General features: G+C 71.5%; 18 protein-coding genes and 1 tRNA gene. 12 read left to right on the top strand and 7 right to left on the bottom strand.

Translation table 11 applies throughout. The annotated features are described in order from the left end of the window. Positions 1–7: 7 nt before the first annotated feature. On the bottom strand, positions 8–1,561 hold the full coding sequence (locus tag KDK95_RS20810) for an HNH endonuclease (RefSeq protein ID WP_212519901.1): 1,554 nt from the start codon (positions 1,559–1,561) through the stop codon (positions 8–10). On the opposite strand from KDK95_RS20810, the gene KDK95_RS20805 reads away from it, so the two are divergent. The 12 genes from KDK95_RS20805 to KDK95_RS20750 all read left to right on the top strand — a co-directional run bounded on the left by KDK95_RS20805 (position 1,533) and on the right by KDK95_RS20750 (position 15,522). Next, on the top strand, positions 1,533–2,384 hold the full coding sequence (locus KDK95_RS20805; RefSeq protein ID WP_212519900.1) for a hypothetical protein: 852 nt from the start codon (positions 1,533–1,535) through the stop codon (positions 2,382–2,384). The two genes, KDK95_RS20810 and KDK95_RS20805, sit on opposite strands and share 29 nt — an antisense overlap. Positions 2,385–2,481: 97 nt before the next feature. Continuing rightward, positions 2,482–2,964: a hypothetical protein gene (locus tag KDK95_RS37785; protein WP_212519899.1), complete on the top strand. Its 483-nt coding sequence runs from the start codon at positions 2,482–2,484 to the stop codon at positions 2,962–2,964. Continuing rightward, entirely contained in the window at positions 2,961–4,088 is a 1,128-nt protein-coding gene (locus KDK95_RS20795) for a conjugal transfer protein (RefSeq protein WP_212519898.1), read from the top strand. Before KDK95_RS37785 ends, KDK95_RS20795 begins: the two co-directional genes overlap by 4 nt. Continuing rightward, positions 4,085–4,402, top strand: coding sequence for a hypothetical protein (locus tag KDK95_RS20790; protein ID WP_212519897.1), 318 nt, complete (start codon positions 4,085–4,087; stop codon positions 4,400–4,402). Before KDK95_RS20795 ends, KDK95_RS20790 begins: the two co-directional genes overlap by 4 nt. Further along, entirely contained in the window at positions 4,399–4,803 is a 405-nt protein-coding gene (locus KDK95_RS20785; RefSeq protein WP_212519896.1) for a hypothetical protein, read from the top strand. The genes KDK95_RS20790 and KDK95_RS20785 overlap by 4 nt, the downstream gene beginning before the upstream one ends. Next, the gene (locus KDK95_RS37450) at positions 4,800–7,367 is read left to right on the top strand and encodes an ATP-binding protein (RefSeq protein ID WP_212519895.1); all 2,568 of its coding nucleotides are present in this window, start codon (positions 4,800–4,802) and stop codon (positions 7,365–7,367) included. The genes KDK95_RS20785 and KDK95_RS37450 overlap by 4 nt, the downstream gene beginning before the upstream one ends. After that, positions 7,364–9,493 (top strand): hypothetical protein, encoded by a 2,130-nt coding sequence (locus KDK95_RS20775; protein ID WP_212519894.1) that lies wholly within the window; start codon positions 7,364–7,366, stop codon positions 9,491–9,493. The genes KDK95_RS37450 and KDK95_RS20775 overlap by 4 nt, the downstream gene beginning before the upstream one ends. After that, positions 9,493–10,671 carry a C40 family peptidase gene (locus KDK95_RS20770; RefSeq protein ID WP_212519893.1) on the top strand — a complete coding sequence of 393 codons (1,179 nt, stop codon included), beginning with the start codon at positions 9,493–9,495 and terminating at the stop codon, positions 10,669–10,671. The genes KDK95_RS20775 and KDK95_RS20770 overlap by 1 nt, the downstream gene beginning before the upstream one ends. Further along, positions 10,665–11,273, top strand: coding sequence for a hypothetical protein (locus tag KDK95_RS20765; protein WP_212519892.1), 609 nt, complete (start codon positions 10,665–10,667; stop codon positions 11,271–11,273). Before KDK95_RS20770 ends, KDK95_RS20765 begins: the two co-directional genes overlap by 7 nt. Before the next feature lie 402 nt (positions 11,274–11,675). After that, the gene (locus KDK95_RS20760) at positions 11,676–12,200 is read left to right on the top strand and encodes a hypothetical protein (RefSeq protein ID WP_212519891.1); all 525 of its coding nucleotides are present in this window, start codon (positions 11,676–11,678) and stop codon (positions 12,198–12,200) included. Further along, positions 12,197–14,572: a type IV secretory system conjugative DNA transfer family protein gene (locus KDK95_RS20755; RefSeq protein ID WP_212519890.1), complete on the top strand. Its 2,376-nt coding sequence runs from the start codon at positions 12,197–12,199 to the stop codon at positions 14,570–14,572. Before KDK95_RS20760 ends, KDK95_RS20755 begins: the two co-directional genes overlap by 4 nt. Then, on the top strand, positions 14,569–15,522 hold the full coding sequence (locus tag KDK95_RS20750) for a replication-relaxation family protein (RefSeq protein ID WP_212519889.1): 954 nt from the start codon (positions 14,569–14,571) through the stop codon (positions 15,520–15,522). Before KDK95_RS20755 ends, KDK95_RS20750 begins: the two co-directional genes overlap by 4 nt. 165 nt (positions 15,523–15,687) lie before the next feature. Here KDK95_RS20750 and KDK95_RS20745 read toward each other — a convergent pair whose 3' ends face one another. From KDK95_RS20745 to KDK95_RS20720, 6 genes are all read right to left on the bottom strand, one after another. After that, the gene (locus KDK95_RS20745) at positions 15,688–18,681 is read right to left on the bottom strand and encodes a tetratricopeptide repeat-containing protein (protein WP_212519888.1); all 2,994 of its coding nucleotides are present in this window, start codon (positions 18,679–18,681) and stop codon (positions 15,688–15,690) included. 57 nt (positions 18,682–18,738) lie between these two features. After that, on the bottom strand, positions 18,739–19,365 hold the full coding sequence (locus tag KDK95_RS20740) for a hypothetical protein (RefSeq protein WP_212519887.1): 627 nt from the start codon (positions 19,363–19,365) through the stop codon (positions 18,739–18,741). 405 nt (positions 19,366–19,770) lie between these two features. Further along, positions 19,771–20,013 (bottom strand): hypothetical protein, encoded by a 243-nt coding sequence (locus KDK95_RS20735; protein WP_212519886.1) that lies wholly within the window; start codon positions 20,011–20,013, stop codon positions 19,771–19,773. A gap of 54 nt (positions 20,014–20,067) precedes the next feature. Further along, on the bottom strand, positions 20,068–20,730 hold the full coding sequence (locus KDK95_RS20730; protein WP_212519885.1) for a hypothetical protein: 663 nt from the start codon (positions 20,728–20,730) through the stop codon (positions 20,068–20,070). Positions 20,731–21,008: 278 nt separating this feature from the next. Next, positions 21,009–21,085: transfer RNA gene (locus tag KDK95_RS20725), tRNA-Arg, on the bottom strand. Between the two features lie 45 nt (positions 21,086–21,130). Then, positions 21,131–21,820 carry a hypothetical protein gene (locus KDK95_RS20720; RefSeq protein WP_212519884.1) on the bottom strand — a complete coding sequence of 230 codons (690 nt, stop codon included), beginning with the start codon at positions 21,818–21,820 and terminating at the stop codon, positions 21,131–21,133. Positions 21,821–21,984 lie beyond the last annotated feature (164 nt).

Here is a 21,984-nt window from a genome sequence, read left to right as displayed (position 1 = left end):
CGGGCGATCAGCTCCTGCTCATCGCGGTGCCCGCGAGATAGTCGGGATCGTCCGGGTCGGTGACCTCAGCCCAACGGTCGGCGTCGAACGGGTCGTACGGACGCTGCGACGTCACGGGAGGCTCCGCAGGCCGGGGCTCGGCGAAGCCCGTCTCGCCCAGAAGTGTGCCGGGCAGGCCATCGTGCAGTGCCAGCCACCATGCCGCATCGTGCGAGTGGCCCGAGACCTTCCTCAACTCGTTGACCCGATCGCGTATCGCCGCGGGCTCACGCTTCAGCCGGGCCGCCGCGCTGATCGCGGCCGCCCGCTTCGCCTCCCACCGCTCGATCGCATCGGGCCGCTTGAGGCGAGCCAGCCTCCGGCTGATCGCATCGATCTGACGTCGCAGCGTCAGTCCGGTTCCCGGATTGTCGAACTCGAAAGCCCGGATCCGCTCCATGCACGCGCTCCGGGCATCCCACAGTTCCCGGTGGTGCGTCGCGTAGGTCTTCAGCGCTTGGCGTGCCTTGACGTCCAGGCCGTTCTCGCCGTCAGCCGCCGTACCGAGCAGACGCCGAGCCTCAAGCAGGGTTCTGACATTCCGCACTGTGTACTTTGCGTCGATCTCGCGGGCGTCCCGCAGCCGCTCGAGATCGTCCAGGAACCCTCGTGCGCTGCCCGGGGCCGCGAGCAGGACCGCGTTCGTGGACCCCTTCGCGCCGATGTGCGTGTTGCACCGCTTGTGCGCGATCACCAGGTTCGACTCCGCGTTCGTGCCGCCCACGGACACGGGGATCAGGTGCTCGACCGTGCCGCACTCCGCGTTGCGAAGGGCGCGCTGCTCGGTCACCTTCCACAGCGCGCTGTCGAGGCTGGCGGGCGACCCGCCACGGTCCCGGCCGGCTTGTGCGAGCACGCGTGCGTCATGCCGGTCCGCCCAGCTCACGCCGCGCGACCACGCGTAGGCGACCTGCGCCCGATCAGCGTCGCCTCCCACCCACGCGAGCACCTCGGCCTCACCGGCCGGGTCGAGAAGCGCGATCTCGGCCTCGTACTCGGGGATCGCTGCCCGGTTCGGCTGCTCCCACTGCAACCGCGGGTCGATCAGGCCGTGGCAGACCTGGCAGATCCAGCCGTCACGATCCCCGATCCGTTTGCGCTGCAGCGCAGTCACCGTGCCGCGCCCCTTGTTGAGCGCAAGCACCGAGCGGGCCAGTTCCTCCGCTGCGGCCAGGATCGCATCGGCTTCGGCCAGTGACGCGGCATCGACGATCGGCATGGACGCAGCATCGCAGAGGGCGGTGACACGGAATCGCGCCGGGCGCGGGCAAGGCCGGTCGGTCCGTGTCGCACCGCAGCCTCTTGCGATCGTGTCGAGCGGCGCGCACCAGCGCAGAGGTCGCGCTCGCAGGCCGCCTGAACCTCGCTCACCGTCTCGCTCGGAGGCAACGATCTGATTTCGCGTGCGCTCTCGCCCATTCGAGCGAGAAACCGAGCGAGTGGCCCTGACCAGCGTGGATAGCGAACCCGATTCGCGATCCAGGAGGTCAGCCATGCCCGGCACGAGCACGCTCGCCGCCACCCCGTACGCCCTGCGCCTGAACGCCGACTGGACCCACCTCTCGCGCCGCCCAGCCACCGCGGCGCTGCTCAAGTCGCTCGCCGCAGGCCACCCCGGCTTCCCCCAGGGCGGGGCGGACGCCGTGGTCTGCGCGCTGCGCGCCGACGACGACGCGCTCATGCGCCTGCTGGTCGCCGCCGCTCAGGAGCCGGGGGAGAGCGGGCAGATCGCGGCGCGCATCGTGATCGAGGCGCTGCGGCCGCTGGCGGTGCGCCTGGCCCGCCAGCACGCCGAGGCCGGCGGTTTCCAGGACTCGTTCGCGCACGTGACCGCCGTGCTGTTCCAGGTGCTGCGCACCGTCCCGCTCACCCGACGCGGCGCGATGCTCGCCAACATCCGCATGGAGATGGTCGGGCTGCTCTTCGGCGAGCGGCGCAAGCACAACCCCGCCGCCCGACGCGCGATCAACACCGCCCGCCCGCTGGGCGATCCGGCCCGGCTCGCGACCACGCGCGCGTCCGGCGCGATCTCGCTCGAGCTGGCCGACTCGGCGGAGGACCTCGCTCTCGGCGCGCTCGCGAGCGCCGACGCGTTCTCGCGCGCCCGCGCCGCGGGGCTGGCCGCAGGCGAGGAGAGCGGCGAGCGCGGCGAACTGCTCGACCTGCTCCTGTGGGCGCTGGACCAGCGCGTGATCACCACCGGGCAGGCCCGCGCCCTGTCCGAGCACGGGCAGGGCGGCGCCGAGACAGCGGCCAGCCGCGCCGCGGTCAACCGCGCCCGCGAGCGCGGCATCCACCGGCTGCGCGAAGCAGCCTCCCGCTACCTGGCCGAGACCGCGCAGTGATCCCGCGGAATCCGCGAGCGAGGACGTGTCGCAGCGCGCCGGCGCCGGGCCCCTATGCCCGGTAGCCGATGCAACCGACGCGAGGAGAGCTGCGACCGTGGCCGAACCCACCGCTTCGCCGAGCGGGATGACCCTGCCCGAGCAGACCGTCGCTCGCGCCCGCGCGATCGCCCGCGACCTCGGCGCCCGCCTGTTCATCAGTCCGAGCAACCTCGAGCTCTACGACGAGCTCGAGTCGTTCCTCGCCGCGGACGCGCCCGCGATGCGCGCCGCCCTGGCGGCGCTCGAGGAGCTCAGCCCCGCGCAACTGCGCCGCCGTCTCGCGGCGATCGGCGCCCCCGTGCCGCCGGAGCACGGCGCCCCCGCCCCCGCGGTTGCGACTCCGGCGCAGGCCGGATCGGCGAGCACCGAGGACTCGACGGCAGAGGACGGATACGTCAGCCCCTGGCCGAGCCTCACGCCGCGCGACGAGCGGTCGGAGGAGGCTGCCGCGCCGACGGCGGACGCGCAGGTGGACGAGGACGACTCGTGGCTTCGGGAGTGGGACCGCGAAGCCCTGCTCGGCGGGGTGGAGCAGTGAAGCGGCCGCTGCGGCGCCGCGACGCCGCGCCCTCCGGTTACCTACCCCCGCACCGGGCCACCGCCCAACCGGCCCCGGCCTCCGGCCCAGGCGCCCCGGAGCGCGGATTCCGCCAGATCGCGCGCTCACGACGCCAGACCCAGCGCGCCGCGGCCGCCGCGCTGTGGACGCTGGTGATCTCTGGCCCGCTGCTGGGCCTGGCGGCCTTCGCCGAACACTCCACCCCGCCCCGCACCGCCGCGGCCCCGGCCGCCACGGCCGACACCACCGGTGCGGCGGGCGTCGCAGAACTCTACCTTCAAGCATTCCTCGCGGCCGGACAGGGCAGCGAGGCGAGCGTGCGGGTGTACTACCCCGCCTTCCCCGACCAGGCCCAGGCCTCCGGCCAGCGCCAGGCGGAGGCCGTCGCCGTCGTCTCGAGCCGCACCACCTCCGCGGGCGTGGTCACCGTCGTGCTCGCCGCGCACGTCGTGGCCGCGCAGACGGGCGACACCTGGGCAGATGAGGGCTGGCACTACTACCAGATCGCCATGGCCGCACCGGCCGGCGGCGGCTACCTCGCCCTCGACCTGCCCGCCGAGATCCAGGCCCCCGCATCCCTCGCCTCGGCCCCGAACTCCGGCTACAGCGACTCGGACGCCCCGACCTCCGGCACACCGCTCTCGGCCGCCGTCGCCCAGTTCCTCCAGGCCTACCTGACCGGCAACGGCGTGGTCTCGCGCTACACCACCTCCGGCTCAGCCCTGACCGCGATCACTCCGACGCCGTACGCCTCGGTGCAGCTCACGGGCCTGGCCACCGACGCCACCAGCAGCCAGGACGAGGCGACCGCCGTGCCCGCGGCCGGAGCGACCCGGCACGTGCTGGCCACCGTCACCGCCGTCGACGCGCTCGGCCACAACTACACCCTGGCCTACCCGCTCACCCTCGTGAGCGTCGCCGGCCAGTGGGAGGTCGCCTCCCTCGCCCCCGCCCCCGCGCTGGCCAGCGCGCCCGCGGCCGGGCTGGCCAGTCCCGGCGGCCAGGCGGGCACGCCCGCGGCCACCGGCTCCCTCACCGGCTCTGCCGCCTCCACGGCGCCGGTCGCATCAGCATCCTCCTTCGCGAACGGAGCAACGCCATGACCTTCCTCGCCTCCCCGCCCCAGAGCATCGAAGCCGCCGACTTCCTGACGTGGTTTCAAACCACCACCGGGCGGGTGGAGAACCTGCTGCCGATCGTCGCGATCCTCGCCGTCGGGTTCGCCGTGCTGAAGGTCTACCACCGCTCCGGCGGCGCCCTGGCCCCCACGCTCGTCACGCTCCTGGTCGGCGGCGCCGTCGTGTGGGGGATCATGAACGTCACCTGGTTCAGCACGAGCATCGGCGGGGTGTTCAACAACGGCGGCGCCCCGGCGCCGCACAGCGTGGTCCAACTCGAGCGTGGCCGGTCCGCGTGAGCGAGAACGAGCCGCTGCTCGGCCGCTCCTACACCCGGGCCCGCCGCTTCCCCCTGGTGATCGGCAAGCTCCCCGGCGGCGGGCGCATCCTCGGCGGCCCCTACACGATGACCCAGGTCGGCGTCATGGTCGGCGCGATCGTCGTGCTGCGGGTGGCCGCCCCGATCTGGGCCCACCTGTCCTACGGCGACGCCCTGGTCTACATCGCCGTGCCCTACGGCCTCGGCTACCTCGTGCGCCGCGCGCGATTCGAGGGCCGCGAGCCGCTGCGCGCCGGCGCCGGCGCCCTGACCGCCATCGGCGCCCCGCCCGCCGGCCGGCTGCGCGGACGCGCCTGGCGCGAGCCGGCCCCCGACCTGCTGCGCGCCGACGCCTTCACGATCGAGGAGGGGCCGCGGTGAAAAACCCCATCAAACACCTGGCACACAACCTGATCTGGAACACGACCGGCCAGGTCTGGGCCGTGTGGCGGGTGGAACCGGCCGCCTACCGGCACGCGAGCCGCAGCGCCAAGAACCAGCTGCTGGCCGACACCGAGGCGTTGATCAAGTCGATCGAGGGCGAATACCGGCTGATCTCCGCGTGCGGCCAGCTCGATCCCGCCGCGACCGTCGAGCGGATGATCAACGGCGTCGACCTCGCGGCCAGCCCCGAGTACGCGGCCGTGTGCGAGCAGGTCCTGGACCGGCTCGAGGCGATCGAGTCGCGCGAGCGCTCGCGCTACCTGGCCGTGCCGCTGCCCGAACCCGGCGGCGCGCGCGGAGCTCTGGCCGCCTTCGCGACCGCCGCGTCCTCGCTCGCCGCGAGCGCCGGCGCAGCACCGGGGCGGATCAAGCCGAGCGAGGTCAAGGCCAAACTCGCTCAGGCCCGCGCGCTGCGCGCGAGCTGGCCCGGAAGCATCGACCTCGCCGAGGCCGCGCCGGCCGAGATCCTGTGGCTCTACGCGCGGGCGCCGCGGCGCGGATTGGACGAGCCGGCCCGGCCCCGCCCGGGCGAGGGCCCCGTGAGCGCGACCGGACTCGGCGCCCTGGACGAGGTGCTCTACGACGAGGGGGCCAGGACCGACCGCGGCCGCTCGGCGAAGGCGCTGAACCCGTTCGCGCACCGGCACCTGAAGACCTTGACTGAGCACGGGCCGAGCTACCAGGCGTTCCTGTGCCTTTCGGAGATGCCGAGCCAGTTCGTCTTCCCCGGCAGCGAGTGGCTGGCGGGATTGGACGAGTTCGACTTCCCCGTGGAGTGGGCCGTGTGCCTGCGCGGCGTCCCGCGCACCGAGGCCGAGGCCAAGTCCCGCCGCCAGGCCCGCGAGTTGCAGGCGCAGGTCGGGGAGTACACCGGGGACGAGGGCGATGAGGCGAGGGCGCCGGCGCCGCTGATCGAGGCGATCGGCGCGCTGGAGAACATGCGCGAGCGGCTCTCCGCGAGTTCGAGCGAGCTCGAGGTTCAGGCGAGCGCGGTGCTGTGCGTCTACGGCGAAACCGCCGCCGAGGCCGAGCGTCGCGCCGAGACGCTGCGCAAGGCCTACGCGGCGACCGACTACCAGCTCTCGCGCCCCACCGGCGGACAGCTGACCTGCTACCAGGCGCTGCTTCCGGGAGCCGCGACGCCCCGGATGCTGGGCGACTACACGCAGTTCACCCTGGCCAGGGACTTCGCGATGGCCATGCCGTTCTCCGGGGACCGACTCGGCGACGACGAGGGAGCCCTCTACGCCCTCGGCCTGTCCGGCGCCGGGATGCTCCCGGTGCTCACCGACTTCTCGCTCGGCCCGCGCATCGACGCCTCCGCGTCCGCCGCGTTCGTCGGCGAGCTCGGCTCCGGGAAAAGCGTCGCGATGAAGACCGCCGCCTTCTACGTGCTGGCCAGGGGGCGGCGCCCGGACTGGCCGGGCTCGCGCGGCCGGGTGCTGGCGGTGGACCGCACCCCCAACCAGGAATGGGTGCGCTTCCTCAAGGCCTGCCCGGGCCGCACCCAGGTGATCGAGATCTCCGACCACGCGACGCTCTCGCTCGACCCGCTGCGCATCTTCGCCGGCAAGCAGGCCGCCCGCTACACAGAGGCGGTGCTCACCACGCTGCTGCAGGTGCGCACCATGACGGACGAGGACGTGGTGCTCAGCGAGGCCATCGAGGACACGGTGCGCGCGGGCGCACCGAGCCTGCTCAAACTCGCCAAGCGCCTTGCCGCCCGCGGGCGCACCGACCCCGAGGCCGCCTCCCTCGCCCGCAAGCTGCGCGCGATCGCGTTCAAGGGCCAGGCCAGGGCCCTGTTCGATCCGCGGCTCGAGCCGCTGAGCGTCTCGGGCGCGGACAGCATCGTGTTCGCCGTGGCCGGGCTCACCCTGCCCACCCCCGAGGAGCTCGCCTCCGAGGTGCGCCTCGCCCGCCTTCCCTTCGAGAAGATCTTCGGGCAGGCCGCGTTGGTGCTCTTGACCGCCGTGTGCCGGGAGACCGCGTTCGCCGCCCCTCACGAGTTCGTGCTGACCAGCTGGGACGAGTGCTGGTGGATGGCCGGCTGCCCCGAGGGCAGGGCCTTGATGCTCGAGATGGTGCGCGACTCGCGGAAACACAACTGCGCCGCCCACTTCGGCCTGCACGACGGCGACGACCTGGGCGTGGGCGACGAGCACGCCGACACGCTGCGCGGCCTGCTGCGGCTGCGCTACCTCTTCCGCCACCGCACGGCGGCGCTCGCGGCCAAGGGCCTTGAGTTCATGGGCCTGGAAGGAGGCGACCGGGATCTGCTCGAGCTGGTCATGGGGCTGAGCCCGGTGGCCGTCTCCCCGGCCGAGCGGGCCGCGCGCGCGGGCGAGTGCCTGCATCGCGACCTCTCCGGCCGCCTCGGTCTGATCAAGGTGCTGATTCCACAGAGCGAGGCGGTGGCCCGCGCGATCCTCACCACCCCCCGCGCCGGCGCCGAGCAGGGCTCCGCCGCCCCGGCCGGGGACGCGGCGGTGGCACGGTGAGTGCGTCCCGGGGTCGCCCCGCGGTGAAGCGGCTGGTGCTGCTCGGGGCCGGGGCGCTGATCGCGCTGCTCGCCTCGACCGGCGCGGCGCAGGCCTCGAGCTCGTCGGCGCCCGTGCCGCTGCCCGCGCCGAGCTCGGGCAGCAGCCCGTCGGCGGTTTCCTCCAGCCCGAGCCCCGCGCCCACCACCTCCGGCGCCTCGCCGTCCGCGAGCGCGAGTTGCCCGGCCGGATACACGAGCACCTCCAGCGGCGGTCAGAGCGCGTGTACGCCGGACCCGACCTCCAGCGCCACCGAGGATGCGAACAACAACGGGGCGTTCGGCTCCTTCAACGACGAGTCCACGTTGGACTGCACCGCGGCGACCAAGAAGGCGCCGAGCGCGTGCGCGCATGTGATCGACGACTACTCGGTGACCGCGGACGACGGTCCGTGGAACGCGATCGGCGCGCACCTGGAGGACTGGTTCACCCAGGCCATCTGGTACTGCGACAAGATCATCCTGGGGATCGCGGTGTTCATCCTGGTGTGGGCGTTGCAGTTCGGGCTCGCCAAGATCTTGCTGACCCCCGTCCAGCAGCTGTGCCTGGCCTACCAGCAGCAGGTGATCGGCGCCCTCGGCCTGCCGACGCTGTGCATGATGATCGCGGCGTTCCTGTGCGGGATGCAGATCCTGTTCAAATCCCGAGCCCGAGGCACCGCCGAGTTCGCGATGTCCGCGGTCATCGCGGCCCTCGCCACCACCTTCCTCGCCGCCCCGGCCACCACGCTGCTCGGCGACAACGGGGTGCTCACCCACACCGAGCAGTTCTCCGTCGGGGTCGCCGCGGTCTCGCTCGGGCAAGGCCAGGACTCGGCCGACCCCTCCCAGGTCACCCAGCCGCTCGCCAACGCGCTGATCGAGACGTTCGAGCGGGAGCCGGACCAGGTCCTGCAGTACGGGGCCGTGCTCGACACCCCGGGACACGTCGATCCCTGCTACCACATCTACGCCGCGCAGATCCAGGGCGAGGTCCAGTACGGCTACACCAGCGACCAGCCGCCGCCCGACTTCATCCTGTCCAGCACCTGGCAGGAGATGTCGTCGTGCAACCAGAGCTACGCGGACTTCAACCAGAACCCGTCCTTCGAACGGATCTTCATCGCGCTCTCGGTCGGCATCGCGGACGTCTTCCTGCTGTTCCTGGTCATCCTCATCTCCGGCGGCCTGCTCGTCGCGCAGTTCGGGCTCGGCATCGAGTCGATCGCGCTCGTGTTCGCGCTCGTACTCGGAACGCTGCCCGGGGGCGGGCGCGCCATCCTGTGGCGCAGCGTCGCCCGCGTGGTCAAGGCCGTCAACGCCGTGCTCTTCTCCATCCTGTTCGTAGCGGTGTTCTGCGTCGCCATCCAGACCCTGATGTCCTCGCTCGCCGGGCAGGACCTCATGCTGCGCTTCACCCTCGTCGACGCCGCCGTCGTGGCCGGGCTCGTCTTCCACCGCCGTATCTCCGAAGCCGGCAAGGACGTCGCCTTCAACATCCAGAGAAGGCTCGAGAGGATGAAGGTCGGCGGCGCCAGCGGATCGGCTTTCATCCGCGCGACGATGCTCTACGACCAGCGCTCCCAGTCCCAGTCCCGGCTGGGACTGGCCGCATTCTCCGCCGCCGTCGGCGCGGAGACGGACCGCGTGCTCAACCCGGCCCGGATGGTCGGACAACGCGCCGCGAACGCCGGCCGCCGCCTGGTCGACGCCAACCGGCGCGCCCGCGAGCGCGCCGCCGCGTGGAACGAGAACCGCTCCGGGCCGACCGGCGGCGGGCGCGGACCCGGACCGCAAGGCCCCGCGCAACCCGGCAGCGGCGGGCGCGGCCCCCGGGGCCCGCAGCCGCCCGGCCCCGGACCTTCGGCACCGTCGAACAGAGCCGTCCAGGGGCAGCGCTCACGATCGAGCGCGATGCGCTCCCAACTTAGGTCCGCCAGCGGTCAGGCGGCCGCAGGCCTGCGCAATTCCAACAGCCCGACGCCGCCGAACGCTTCGGCCCCGCCCCGGTCGACCCCGTCGACACCGCCACCCGCACAGCAGCCTCGCCCGGGCCGCCCTAGCCGTCCGCCGACGCCGCCTCCCAGCCCGGGCGGGGGCGGTGACTGATGCTGCCGGCACTCGCGGCCAAGCACGCGCTGCGCTACCTCGCCAAGCACCCCGCCGCACGGCGCGTGGCGATCGCCAGCGCGATCGCCACGACGTTCGGGGTCCCGCTGACCGTGACCGCGGCCGCCATGATGGCCTTCGGCGGCGGCGCGTCCGCCGCGGCCGCGCCGCAAACAGTCCCGGGGATCCCGCCGCAGGCGCTGGCCGCCTACAGCGCCGCGGTCACCGAGGTCACCAACTACGTTCCCACGTGCCAGGGCCTCACCTGGGCCGACCTCGCTGCGATCGCCCAGGTCGAATCCTCCCAGATGGCCGGGGAGACGATCTCCTCGGACGGCACCGTCAGCCCGCCCATCTACGGACCCGAACTCAACGGCACCGACGGCAACAGGGTCGTCAAGGACACCGACCACGGCGTGCTCGACGGCGACACCGTCTACGACCGCGCCGTCGGGCCCATGCAGATCCTCCCCGCCACCTGGACGAGCCTGCGCCACCAGATGCACCTGCCGCTGGGCAACCCGCAGAACATCAACGACGCCGCCCTCACGACCGCGGTCTACCTGTGCGGGAACGGGCGCGACCTGTCCGATCCGAAACAGCTCGCAGCGGCGATCTTCGAATACAACAACTCACAGCAGTACGTCCAACAGGTCGAGTCCTGGATCACCGCCTTCAACTCCCAAGGCCAGAACCCGCAGGCAGCGAACAAGGGCCAGGTCGCCATCGCCGCCGCGCAGCGCTACCTCGGCACCCCGTATTCCTATGGCGGCGGGAACCCGAGCGGGCCGACCCTCGGCGAATGCGACTGGTCGGTGGGCGGAGGCATCCTCGACGGGGTCTGCTACGGCGCGACGACCGTCGGCTTCGACTGCTCCGGCCTGGCGCAGTACGCCTACGCCCAGGCCGGGGTGACGCTGCCGCGCGTGGCCCAGCAACAGTACGACCAGGCCCCGACGAAATACACCGCGGCACAGGGCCTGTCGGTGCTCCAGCCTGGTGATCTCGTCTTCTTCGCGTACAACACCGCGGACCCCGACGCGTACGACGGCAACATCCACCACGTCGGGATCTACCTCGGCGGCGGAATGATGATCGACGCGCCCACCACCGGCCAACACGTGCGGACCGAAAGCGTCTGGCTGGACCAGTACGCCGGAGGAGCGCAGTGGTGGTGATCAAAAATAACGTGTCTTTTATATCAAGCGGTAGATATCTACTGTGTGCCGCCGCGGCCCTCGCCGGCCTCGGCGTCGCCGCGCTGGGCTACAGCCTCACTCTGCCGCACCCCTCGGCTGCGCCGCCCGATCTGGCCGCATCGCGCAGCACGTCCTCACCACCGGGCGACTCCGCCTCGCCCCAGGCGCTGGCGGCATCGACGGCGCCTGCCCCTGCAACGAGCACGGCCGCCCCGATCGCCACCGCGAGCCCCGAGCCGGCTCAGGTGGACGGCGGCTCCTCGTCGGCCGCGCTGCAACGCGCCCTGAACTCTTCGAGCCCGCCGGACCTCCCGAGCGCGACCGCGAACGCGTTGATCGTCCTCGGCCGCAGGGACCTGACCCGCGATCTCGTCGCCGGCGGCACGGCGGCCGGACTTCAGATCCAGGCCGCCATCGCACGGCGCCACGCCGGACGCACCGACCTGGCGGACGTGACGCTCCTGTACACCGACTCTGATCCCGCGACCCTCGAGCCCGAGCACCTCACCGTGCTCGCCTTCGCACTGACCCCCTCGGGCTGGGTCCCCGTCGTCGGGCAGAGCGGAGCGAGCGAGCCCTAGCCGGCCACCGCCCCCGCGTCGCATCCTCGGCCCGCCCGCTGTCGCGTCCTGCTCCGCCTCGGCCCCTACATCAGGTCGAGGGCGCGAGCGCGCCTTCGCTGAGAACGCCGGATCGCGAGGGAGCAGACCGATGGCGGGTCCGACGGCGAGCGCCGTGCAAGGCGGCCGCGAAGCGCCTGCGGCCCGCGGTCCGGTCGACCTGTCCGCTCACCCGTCCCCTCACCGATCCGGCGACCTATCCGCTCACCAATCGGCTCACCTATCCACTCGCCTGTCCGCTCACCCGAGCACGCCACCCGGAATCAGCAATCCGCGCAGCTCAACAGCCATGCGAGCGAGTGAGCGAGGTGCGCGACATCTTTCCTATCACTACCGACCTTTGAGAGGGAGGGGGTCCGGAGCATGACGGCAAGCACCAAGAGACCGTCCAGCTGGGCCGAGATCGTCGGCCTGATCCACCGCGCGCCGAAGGCGCACGTGCTCGCCATAGAGCTCAGCGCGGTGGCGCTGCTGGCGACCACGGCCGCCGTAATCATCGCGGTCCGCGTCATCCGCCACTGCAAGACCACGGCGGCTTTGCAGGATCGAGGCGCCTTCGACCTGCTCCCCACCAACTCCTTCGACCCGACGCCCGAAGACATCCACCGGTTCGCGCGCCTGGTGCAGCGCACCCGCCTGGCCGCCCCAGGCTCGACGCCACGGCGCGCCGCCGCCGTGCGCATCCGCTTGCACACCGTCGAGCACGGCCGCCTGGCCTACCGGGTGGAGGGCTCGCGCCGCGCCGCGGCGGTCCTCGGGCAGCAGACCTTCGCCGGTGTGGAACTGCGCGCGGTCATCGACCGCCAAAGCGATGACGCCGAGGCGCCGGCGTCACCGGGCACGCGGCAGGCCGGCCCGGGGGAGCGCGCGATGGAGGATCGCCGATGAGCACCGGACCCCAGCCCGGGCGAGCGCCCGCGCGCAAGAGCGTCGCCCGCGCCGAACTGCGCCTGGCACTGCCAAATCACCTGTCGCTGCGCGAGGTTCCGCTCAAGCCGGATCCCCTCGCCGCGTTCGCCGCCGCCGTGGCCGATGTACGGCCAGAACTCGGCGAGGACGCGCAGATCGCCATAGACCTGCTTCCCCTCACCCCCGCGCGCTCGCGCCACCACCGCAAGCGCGCGGCGCACGCAGCCCAGCAGTCGCCTACCGGACCCCGGTCGCTCGGAGCGGCGATCGGCGCGCAGGTGCAGATGGGCCTGCAGGCGACCAAGGGTGTCGGCGCCGTCAGCCCGCCGCAGGCCCCCCGCCCGGAGCGGTCCGCCCGCGCCGCGGCCGCCGCAGCGATGGGGAAGTACACGGCGGACGACCCGCTCTTCGCCATCCAGATCCTGATCCGGATCACCAGCGAGATCCCCGAGCGGGCGCAGGCACACCTGAAGAAGGTGCTGTCCGCGTTCAACGTGTGGGACGGAGAGAACTCTCTGCGCGTCGTCGGGCGCAGTCTCGGCCCATGGAACCCTAGCTCGGATGCGCGCAGTCGGCGAAGGAGGTTCGACCGGCGTTTTGAGACGGGCCTGTTCGACCCGTCCGCCGAGTCGGTGGTGACGGGCCGGGAGATCGCCGGACTGCTCAAGCCGCCGACCAAGCACTGCGCCCCGACGAACGTGGAGCGCAGCGGCGGCCTCGTGCCGCCCGCGCCCGCAGAACTGCCGACCTACGAAGTGGGCGCCGCGGGAATCCTCCCGCTCGGCTACGTCACCAACGCCGACGGCACTGAGCGCCTGGCCGGCGCGCCGCTGGACGAGACGCTCTTCTCGCTGATCCTGGGCAAAGCCGGTTTCGGCAAGACGGAACTGATGCTCACACAGATGATCGCTCTTGCGCGAGCGGGCTACGGCACGTGGTTCCTCGACCCGCACCGCGACGCCGCGCGCAGGGCCATGCCCTACCTCGCCGCGCCCGGGGTCGCCGAACGCATCCTCGACATCGATCTGACCGTGCGCCGGTCGAGCGAACTGATCTGCAACTGGAACCCGCTGTGCATGATCGGGCGCGACGCCGACGACATCCCCGACGTCGTCGGCTCGATCAGTTCGGCGTTCGCCTCCGCGCTCGGCTGGGACTCCACGTCCAACAGGGCGTTGACGATCCTGAGCAAGGCATGCGAAGCGCTGGCAGACCTCTCGCTCAAGATGGTGCAGCGCGGCACGCCCGAGCTCGCCCCGACGATCTTCCAGATCCCGACGTTGCTGACGGACAAGGACTGGCGCGAGGCGGTGGTGGCACGCCTGGACGAGCAGTACCGGCGCTTCTGGATCCACACCTTCCCGAACTACCCGGCCGACGCCGTCCCCGTGGTTACCAACGCCATCGAAAGGCTCTCGACCTCCAATACCGCCCGTGCGTTTCTCGGCGGCCCGATCTCCACCTACGACGTGCGCGAAGCCATGGACACCGGCAAGGTCGTGTTCATCTGCCCGGCCGGCACCGGCCCCACCGACCGGCTGCTGTCCTGCTTGTTGATCTTCGACTTGTTCCGTGCGGGGCTCTCGCGGCGCGACCAGCGCCCGGCGGACCGGCGCGAGTTCTATGCGTTCATCGACGAGTTGACCTCAGTGGACGGCGCGTCGAAGGGGACGCTCGCGGCCATCGTGGAACAGCTGAGAAAGTTCATGGTGCGCCTCTACGCCGCAACGCAGATGGCCGCGCGGCTCACCCCGGCGACCAGGGACGCGCTGATGCAGAACAAGTCGGTCCTGTCGACCACGGCGAGCGAGGCGGAGGCCGCACGGCTGGTGGCGCGCCAGTGGAGCGGGGACGTCGACCCGGAGACGGTCATGATGCTTCCGCGCTTCCACCACATCCTGTCCGTCACGCTCGGCGGCGCCGCCACCACCCCGTTCAAGATCCGGGGGGCGGAGGTGACGAAGCTGTTCGCCCGCTGGTTCGAGCCCGAGGGCGAAGCCGTGATCGCCGGTCACGTCAACGCGACCCTGCGCCGGCGCCCGATCGGGCAGGTGCTCGCTCAGCTCGCCAAACTCGACGAGCGCATCCACGACGCGGTCGGCCGCCGTGCCAAGGAGACCGAGCGGGAGGACGGTGGGGCAGGCAGGAAGCGCCGGGGCGGCGGATCCGCCACCACTGCCGCAGGGCAGGGGGATACGCCGCTGCGCGGCACCGGAGCGCCGGGCAGCGAGATCGGCGGGAGCGTGCCGGCGGGTGATCCGGCCGCCGGGACCGGTACGCCCGCACGCCCGATCCGCCCCCCTGGTCCGCAGGACGAGCCGGGCGATGAGAGCGGGAGCGTGGCCGAATGAGTATGCCTGAGACCCTCGCGTCGGGCGCGGCCGCACCCGGCGCGCTCACCCCCAGCCAGCAGCGCATCCTCGTGTGCCTCTACCACCACCGGCTCCTGAACACCCGGCAGATCTACGAGCTGGTCGCCGATATCGCGGCCAACCGCAGGGGCGTGCGCATGCGGATCGCGGAGATGCGCGAGCGCGGGCTGATCGAGGGCGTGCGGGTGGCCGGCGAGCCGCGGCTGATGGCCTGGTTCACCACCGCGCTCGGCGCGGAGCTCGTGGAGGCCGCGGACGCGGTGCCCCCGCGCTCCTACCGGGTCACCGCGCAGACCGCGGCCGGGCCCCTGCAGGGCCACACCCTCGCGGTCAACGACGTCGGCACTGCGTTCGTCTCCCACGCCGCGCGCCTGGCCGACGCAGGCTACGAATGCTCCCCGCTGGACTGGGTGCCCGAGGTCGCCCACCGGATCAGCGACCAGTCGGGCGGGCAGATGCTGGTGGCCGACGCGGTCATCCGCGCCGTGGTGCCGCGCAGAAGCAAGCGGGTCCTTGTGCGCGCGTTCCTCGAACTGGACCGCGCGACGATGAGCGTCGAGCGGCTGGCCGAGAAGCTCAACGCCTACTCCCGCTACCACGGGTATACCCCGGGCGCTGGCAGCCCCGGGCGCACCGTGATCAACATCCGCCCGGCATGGCAGTACCTGTATCCCGCCTGGCCCAAGATCATGTTTGTTCTGGCGCAGCCGTTCGGCCGCAGGGCGCAGCTCGCCGCCCGGCTTCAGGACCTCGCGATGCTCACACAGCGCGCGGTGCAGTCCGGCAGTCTGGACCAGGGGCTGGTGGTGACGGCGTGCATTTTCGAGGATCTGATCGAAGCCGGGCCGTTCGCGCCGATCCACACCGACCTGATCACTGGCGAGACGGACATGCGGCTGTTCGCGGACGCACCGAACCTCGGGCGGTAACGCCGCGGCGGCGGATCCGCCGGGCCGCGCTGCGCGCAGCTCGGCGCACGGACGAGCCGGTCGGGCGGGGCGTGCGGTCATCTCGGGTCCCGCTCGCCCGCATCCGTTGAGACGGCGGCGGGCTGATCGATGTTCTCGGACGCGGCGGGCGTCGCGGCGGCTGGTCTAGTCGGCGTCGGTGTAGACCCGCGGCACGCTTATGACCATCCTGCGTAGCAATTGCCATGACTGCGTCCCGCCGTACGGGCTGGCGAGGTCGACGCGCGCTAGCTTCCAGAGGCGGTCCTGGTCGAGGTCCCGTCCGTGGACATAGTCGTTGATCACGCAGAGCAGTTCGATCCGGCCGCGCTCGCCCGGCGTCGCCGCATTCAGGACCACGTCGAAGCTGGGCCAGTCGAGCAACGCCTCCAGGACCTTCGTCGGTCCGTCCTTGCGCTGCATCACCCCCAACGCGCACACGACTCCGGCGTTGTGGATGAGGTCGAGCGAGTCTTGGACGGCGAGACGCGGCCCCGTGGGCGACTGCGCCCAATCGTGAATCTCACCGAGAGCGCTCGGCCACCGCTCCTGCCCGATCAGTGCCTCGATCAGAAGCCGCTTGGCGCCGGTGTCGATATCCGCGACACCCCTGGCGACCAGGTGGCGGCAAATACTCTCGGCCGCACGGAAGTTCCGCTGCTGGAGCTGAACCTCCGCCTCGTCGAGCTGGGCCCTTAGCCCTGAGTACTCCGAGGCGGGCAGGCGGGAGATGAGCCTCGCGAATGCCTTGGAGAGTCGTTCCAGAGCGGGGGGCAGGCCTTCGACCGGTGACCGGCTGAGCAGGTTGGCAGCGAGTAGGGCGATTTTCATCGCGGCGCCGGACGGCTCGTGCGACCACGCCTCGGCTTGCCGGAGCACCTCCTGGAGCAAGCTCGCCACATCCGCAACTGCGGCATCTTCGCCGCCGTCTATCTCCTCCCTCAGGACACGATTCCAGTAAACGGTCGCGAGGCCCAACTGGTTCTGCACGCGCAGAGCGAGGTTCGTCGGGGGAGACGCATCGACATGGTGAAGAGCGCGCAGGTAGCAGTGGGCCGCCGTCTCGTCCTGGCACCGTTTCGAGTATCCGCCGGCGAGGTTGCCGTAGAGCAAGGCGATGCGCTGGCTGGTCAGGCCGATCGCCTCGATGTGGTCGAGCAGCCGCTCGCCGTGCGTCTGAAGGACGGCGGTGCCCTCGGCGTCTCCGAGCGCGAGCGAGCGGTGCAGCCAGTTGTTGACATGCCATGCCAGCGATTTCAGGCCCGTGGGCAGGTCGGGGTTGCTTCCCACCCGGGCGCGGACGACGACCTGCACGACCGTGTTGACGGTGATGGTCCTGGCGGACTCCGGTCCGATGGCGGGAAACGGGTGCGGAAGCGGTAGATCTTCGCCGATCAGTGAGAAGCGCCGCAGTTCGCGCAGGTGCTCGCCGAGGTCGGCCTCCTCGGGCGCCATGAACGCCGGGGTTTGATCGGCTTCGGCTTCGGCGTCCAGACCGACGTCGCCGCCGGCGGCGACTGCAAGCAGTAGGTGAGCCGGGATCCTCTGGGAAGCGAGGTAGCCGGCCGCGATGAGCATGCCCAGCGCGACCTGGGCGCGGTCGAGACTCTGAGTCGAGCGGGCGGTGATCTTGTCGAGGCTCAGCCCGAGCGCGGCGACGAGAGTGCGTGGGTAGCCGGGGGGCACCGAATCGTGGTCGGACAGGGCCCGCGCGGTCAGCCGCGTCAGGTACTCGTCCACGCCGGTCAGGGCGATGCCGCAGCTGTAGATGTAGCCGGCCCCGAGCTCTAGTGCGAGCGGCCAGTCGCCGAGCCCAGCCGCCAACCGGTCGAGGACCTCGGCGTGCGTGCGCTGGTCCGCAACGGCGAGCTGAAGACGCCGTGTGAGCAGGGCCACCGCCTCATCGCGCAGCATGGTTCCGACGTTCACGCGCTTCGCATCACCATAATTCGAGGCGGCGTCCAGAGACGTGAGGATCACATCGCCTCGGCCGAGGGCTGGGACCCAAGGCTCCATGTCGCGAACGGACCCGGCATTGTCGAACACGAGAAGCCAACGTCCGGACAGGCGCCCGAGCGCGGCGCGCACACGGTGGGCGAGCTGGTCGGGCGGGAACTCGTGGCGCCCGGTGACGGCGGGGTCCATCGCGGCGAGCAGCGCGTGGAAGGACGCGAGCATGCTCTGCGGCGTCTCGCTGTCGATCCAGCCGATCAGGTCGTAGGCGTCGGCGCGCTCGGCTACGAACTGCACCGCAAGGCTCGACTTCCCGATGCCCGACAGGCCGAGCAGCGCCACCCGACGCACCGGGGTGTCGCGTGGAGTGTCCACGGCGGCGCAGAGCTCGTTGAGCAAAGCCCGGCGGGAAACGTCCGGCACTCGCGGCAGGAGTCCGACAATGGAGCCCCAGTCTTTCCATCCGAGAGCGCTCGCGAGCACGTCTCCGGGCACGAGCACGTGCCCGCGCAGGGATGCCACGTCGAAGGCTGCGCGCTCGCCGGCTGTATCCGCCGCGCGCCACAGGACCTCCGAGATCAGATACCCGGACAGCAGTCCCGCCGACTGGTCGCCCAGTCCCTCGCGGTGTCGGTTGCGGTAGGTGCGCAGCGCTTCGCGCAGGTCCGTCCTGATCTCATCGTCATCCCGCGGATCCACCTGGATGCGGCTTCTGCTCAGCCTCGCGAGCAGCTCGTCATCCAGGCGTGCGACCTGCTCCGCGCGTCTCGGCGCCTTCGTCTTCGGGAACAGCGACGCGAGACGTGCTCGTAGATCAGCCAGGTCCGAGGCTTCCTCGAGAGCCGCGGCGAGGCGCTGTGCGGTGGCGTCGAGGGCGGCGTTCGTCACGAGCGCGTACCGCTCTGCCGTGGAGCCCTTCGCCAGCGCGAGCAGTGCGTCGAACGCCTTAGGGGCGGACATCTGCAGGCCGAGCGCCTTGCTCTTGACCTGGGCCGCGAAGATCACTGAGCCGTCATCGCGCTGGGCGTCGAAGTCGACCGAGTCGCCGACGGCCGTCTCGGTCGGCGCCGGCCCCTCGACGCGGACCGCGGCGACCGCCGGATCGTCGAGATGCGCGACGAGCCACTCGAGTGTGCGGTGATACTGGTACTGGAAGCCCCGTGCCGCCGTTCTGCCGCCGTCCATCATGTGCCCCGCTCAGTCTTGAAGTCGCACTCTCGATCGGTTAACGAAGCCCGCCTCCACCTACGCGGAGGTCGTTGTGGCCGCTGCGCGGCTGAGAAGGTCCGCGTTTGCGTGGGGCGTCCCGGCGCGCGCAGGAACGGCGCCACGCTGAGACCCGCCGCGAGGGCGGTCCTCGGGGTCGTGCATGCGGACCACGAGCTGCTCGCCCTCTCGGGCTTTGAGGCTGATCTGCTCCCCGAAGATGAGCCACAGTGAGACCTGATGCCCGGGTGGCACCAGGTCGAAGCCGTGACCGGTGAACGTACTGAGCGCCTCGCTCTCAGCGGGCGCGGAGCTGTACAGCACGTTGTAGCCGGCATTGTCGTACGTCTCGATGGCCGCCTGCAGGAGCGCGTCACACAGCCCGGTTTCTTCTCTCGGGGCGGTGGCGAGGCTCGTCACCTTGGCCAGCGAGTGCGCTGCACAGAGCGCGGCGACGGGCGCGACGCCATCGTTGATCAGGTTCTGCATCAGCCCGATGGCAGGGCTCACGCTGATCTCGCCGACGACGGCGCCGTCGCGCACGGCCGCGAGCACCAGCGAGAGTTCGTGCAGAACGCTGAGGTCTCCGGACTGCACCGCGCGGGTAAGCAGCTTGAGCCAGTCCTCGCGCCCTGACCGTACGCACGCCTTCAGCGTTCGCGCCATGACCCCGGTGCCAACCGCTACTCGCAGGGATGGGTTGAGGGCCGTCCCCGCCGCACCAGCCAACTCCGCTATGGAGGCGATCTCGTCGGGCTGCGCGGGCCGAATCGTGACGTTGCCCGGTCCCGGCCATCCTCGCGTAAACCGGTCGGTACCGACGCGCCCAGCGGCCGCGGCACGCTTCTTGCTCGCTCTACCCACGGCCTTCACCCTAACAAAGAGCACTGACATGGCACGGCGGTTTCGCGAAGTACCGGTCGAGGCTGCCGGCTGCCGAGGACGGCCGTTCCAGTGCCGCAGGTGCCTGCTGCGCTGCCGGCCGCTGATGTGGGTGCCGCTCTCATGGCGGCTCCAGCTTGGCCGGCTGGTCCGCCTGCTCGGGCGGACCAGCCGAGGGAGCGACGCTGATCAACCGCCGTTGATGCCGGGTGGGAGGGGCGCAGCGCGCGATCGGCGGCGGTTGCGGACCCCGTCCCACCGGTCGAGGATCGCGATGCCCCAGAGGATGGTGACGCCCAGGACGATGAATCCGGCGATCACGAGCGCGGGCGCGAACATCAGGCGGGCGAAGGCGCTCAGGCTCTCGTGGCTCTGGCACGTCGGGGCCGCAGCGAGGACGCGGACGGCCAGGACGGTAGCGGGGTCAGGCATGAAGGGGCCCTTCCTATGGCTGGTCTGGGGACCTGCGGGCGTCGGGGTTGGCGGTCAGTGCGCGGAGGGCCACACGCGTAACGGGAAGACGGCGATGGCGTGCGGTTCCATGCCGTATCCGGCTTCTGTGGGGGCGGTTTCCGCAAGGTGCGTTCGGCGCTGGCGCTCCAACGCGATCTCGGCGGCCTCGTCCGGGTTGGTGGCGACGACGTGTTCGATGAAGTCGTCGACCGGTTCGCGGTCCTGGCAGCCGGGAATCTCCTCCGGCCTGTTCCAGGCTCCGACGACGGTGTGGGCGCGAACAACGGGGACATCGCGCGACAGCCGCGCGCACGCGGAGAGGTCGACGCAGAGCCCTGCGCTGGAGCCGCTGGCTTCGCGCCGTGTGAGCTGCACGGAGTCCGCGGCGGCGTCGAGCGCTGCGACCGTTGCGGCCGCGCGGGCGAGGAGTGCGGCGTAGCCGCCTTCGGAAACCTCCGCGGTGGTGAAGGTCTTCAACGCGGCGCCGTCGCGCCTGGTCACTCGTACTGGATCAGGCGCCGTGCGGCCGTCGGCGACGTGTAGGTAGTGGGCGTCCGGGAAGCGGGCGGGTACGGCGTCGCCGAGTAGCGCGAGTGCGGCAAGGGCCGCCGTGTCGCGCGCCTCTCGGAGGTTGCTCCAGGCGCGGTCCATGGCCGTTTCGGCCGGGTGGGCGCGCAGTTGGTCAGCCTCGTTCACAAACGGCTCCTTCGTCGGGTGGGCGTGGAGGTCTCGGCCGGGCCCGCCGCCGCGCGGTGGGTGAGCCCGGGTCAGCATCAAGCCGCCGGGGCGGGTTCGACGCGCGGCGACCCGCCGCCACGGGTGTGGTCGGCGGGTCGCTGGGTTCACCGGTTCGACGCACTGGGGGTGCGTCGAACCGGGCGCGGCCCCGATTTCGGACGGGTTGCATGCCGCCCGGGGTCACCGGGGGACCGGTGCCGCCGGGTGCTTGCCGGGCGCGCGCTGCGCGCGGCCCGTGGTGCCCTTCGCAGGAGTCGAACCTGCGTCCTCCCGATCCGTCGTCGGGCGCTCTGATCCGCTGAGCGAGGAGGGCTCCTGAGCGGGGGTCGGGGGCGGCGCAAGCCGCCCCCGACGGGGTTCACTCGGTCTCGGTGCCGGTCTGCGGGTCCTCGGCGGTCGCGCCGGTGATCAGCTCCAGGACGGTGATCTCCTCGGTGAGGTCCGCCAGGCTCAGGTTCAGCCCGGCGAGCGTGCGCTTGTAGGCCTCACCCACCTCGGCGATCTTCGCCTGGAGCTCCTGCTCCAGCTTCCGGGCGCTTTCCAGGCGCGCGAGGTCGCGCTTGTGGTCGGCCGCCTTGGCGATCTCCTCCAGGTCCGGGCGGGCCTGGTAGTGCTTGACGATCGCGGCGACCATCGCGGCGGCGCGACGCTGCTCCTTCGCCTCGTTCGAGAGCGAGAAGCGCTGCATGTGCGTCGGGGCCATGGAGTAGTGGAAGGTCAGGTTCTCCCCGTCCTCGCCCATCTCCTCGGGGTTGATCCGCTTGCGGTTGACCAGGTACATGCTCGCGCCGACCAGCGGCACGTCGGTGCGCTCGTGGCGGACGTCCGGGTTTCCCTCGCCGAAGTAGACCGAGAGGAGTCCGGGCTGCGGCTTGAGCGAGGTGTCGGGGCCGATGGTCAGCTTGCCGACCGGGATCGCCTCGCCGCTGCGGGTGAGCCGCGTGATCGAGTAGAGCACCTGGCCGGTCTCGATCGGCGCGCTCTCCAAGGCGTACTTCGCGCCGTTGCCGTTGCCGGTCGTGACGATGTTGTTCTCGTCGGTGGCCACTGCATCCTCCAGGGTGCTTAAGGGGGTCTGGTGCCGGTTCGGGCTGCCGTCCCGTTCCGACAACAACTACAATACAAGTCTTATTGCTATAACGCAAGTCGGCGGCTGGACTGCAGGAACACCGGTGACGGGGCCGGGGGAGCGGGAGCGGCGTCGTGTGGGAC

Origin of the sequence: Actinospica acidithermotolerans (assembly GCF_018139625.1) — a bacterium.
In the GTDB taxonomy this organism is placed as follows: domain Bacteria; phylum Actinomycetota; class Actinomycetes; order Streptomycetales; family Catenulisporaceae; genus Actinospica; species Actinospica acidithermotolerans.
The sequence above is the reverse complement of the archived record's forward strand: the minus strand, read 5'-3'. Positions and strand labels throughout refer to the sequence as shown.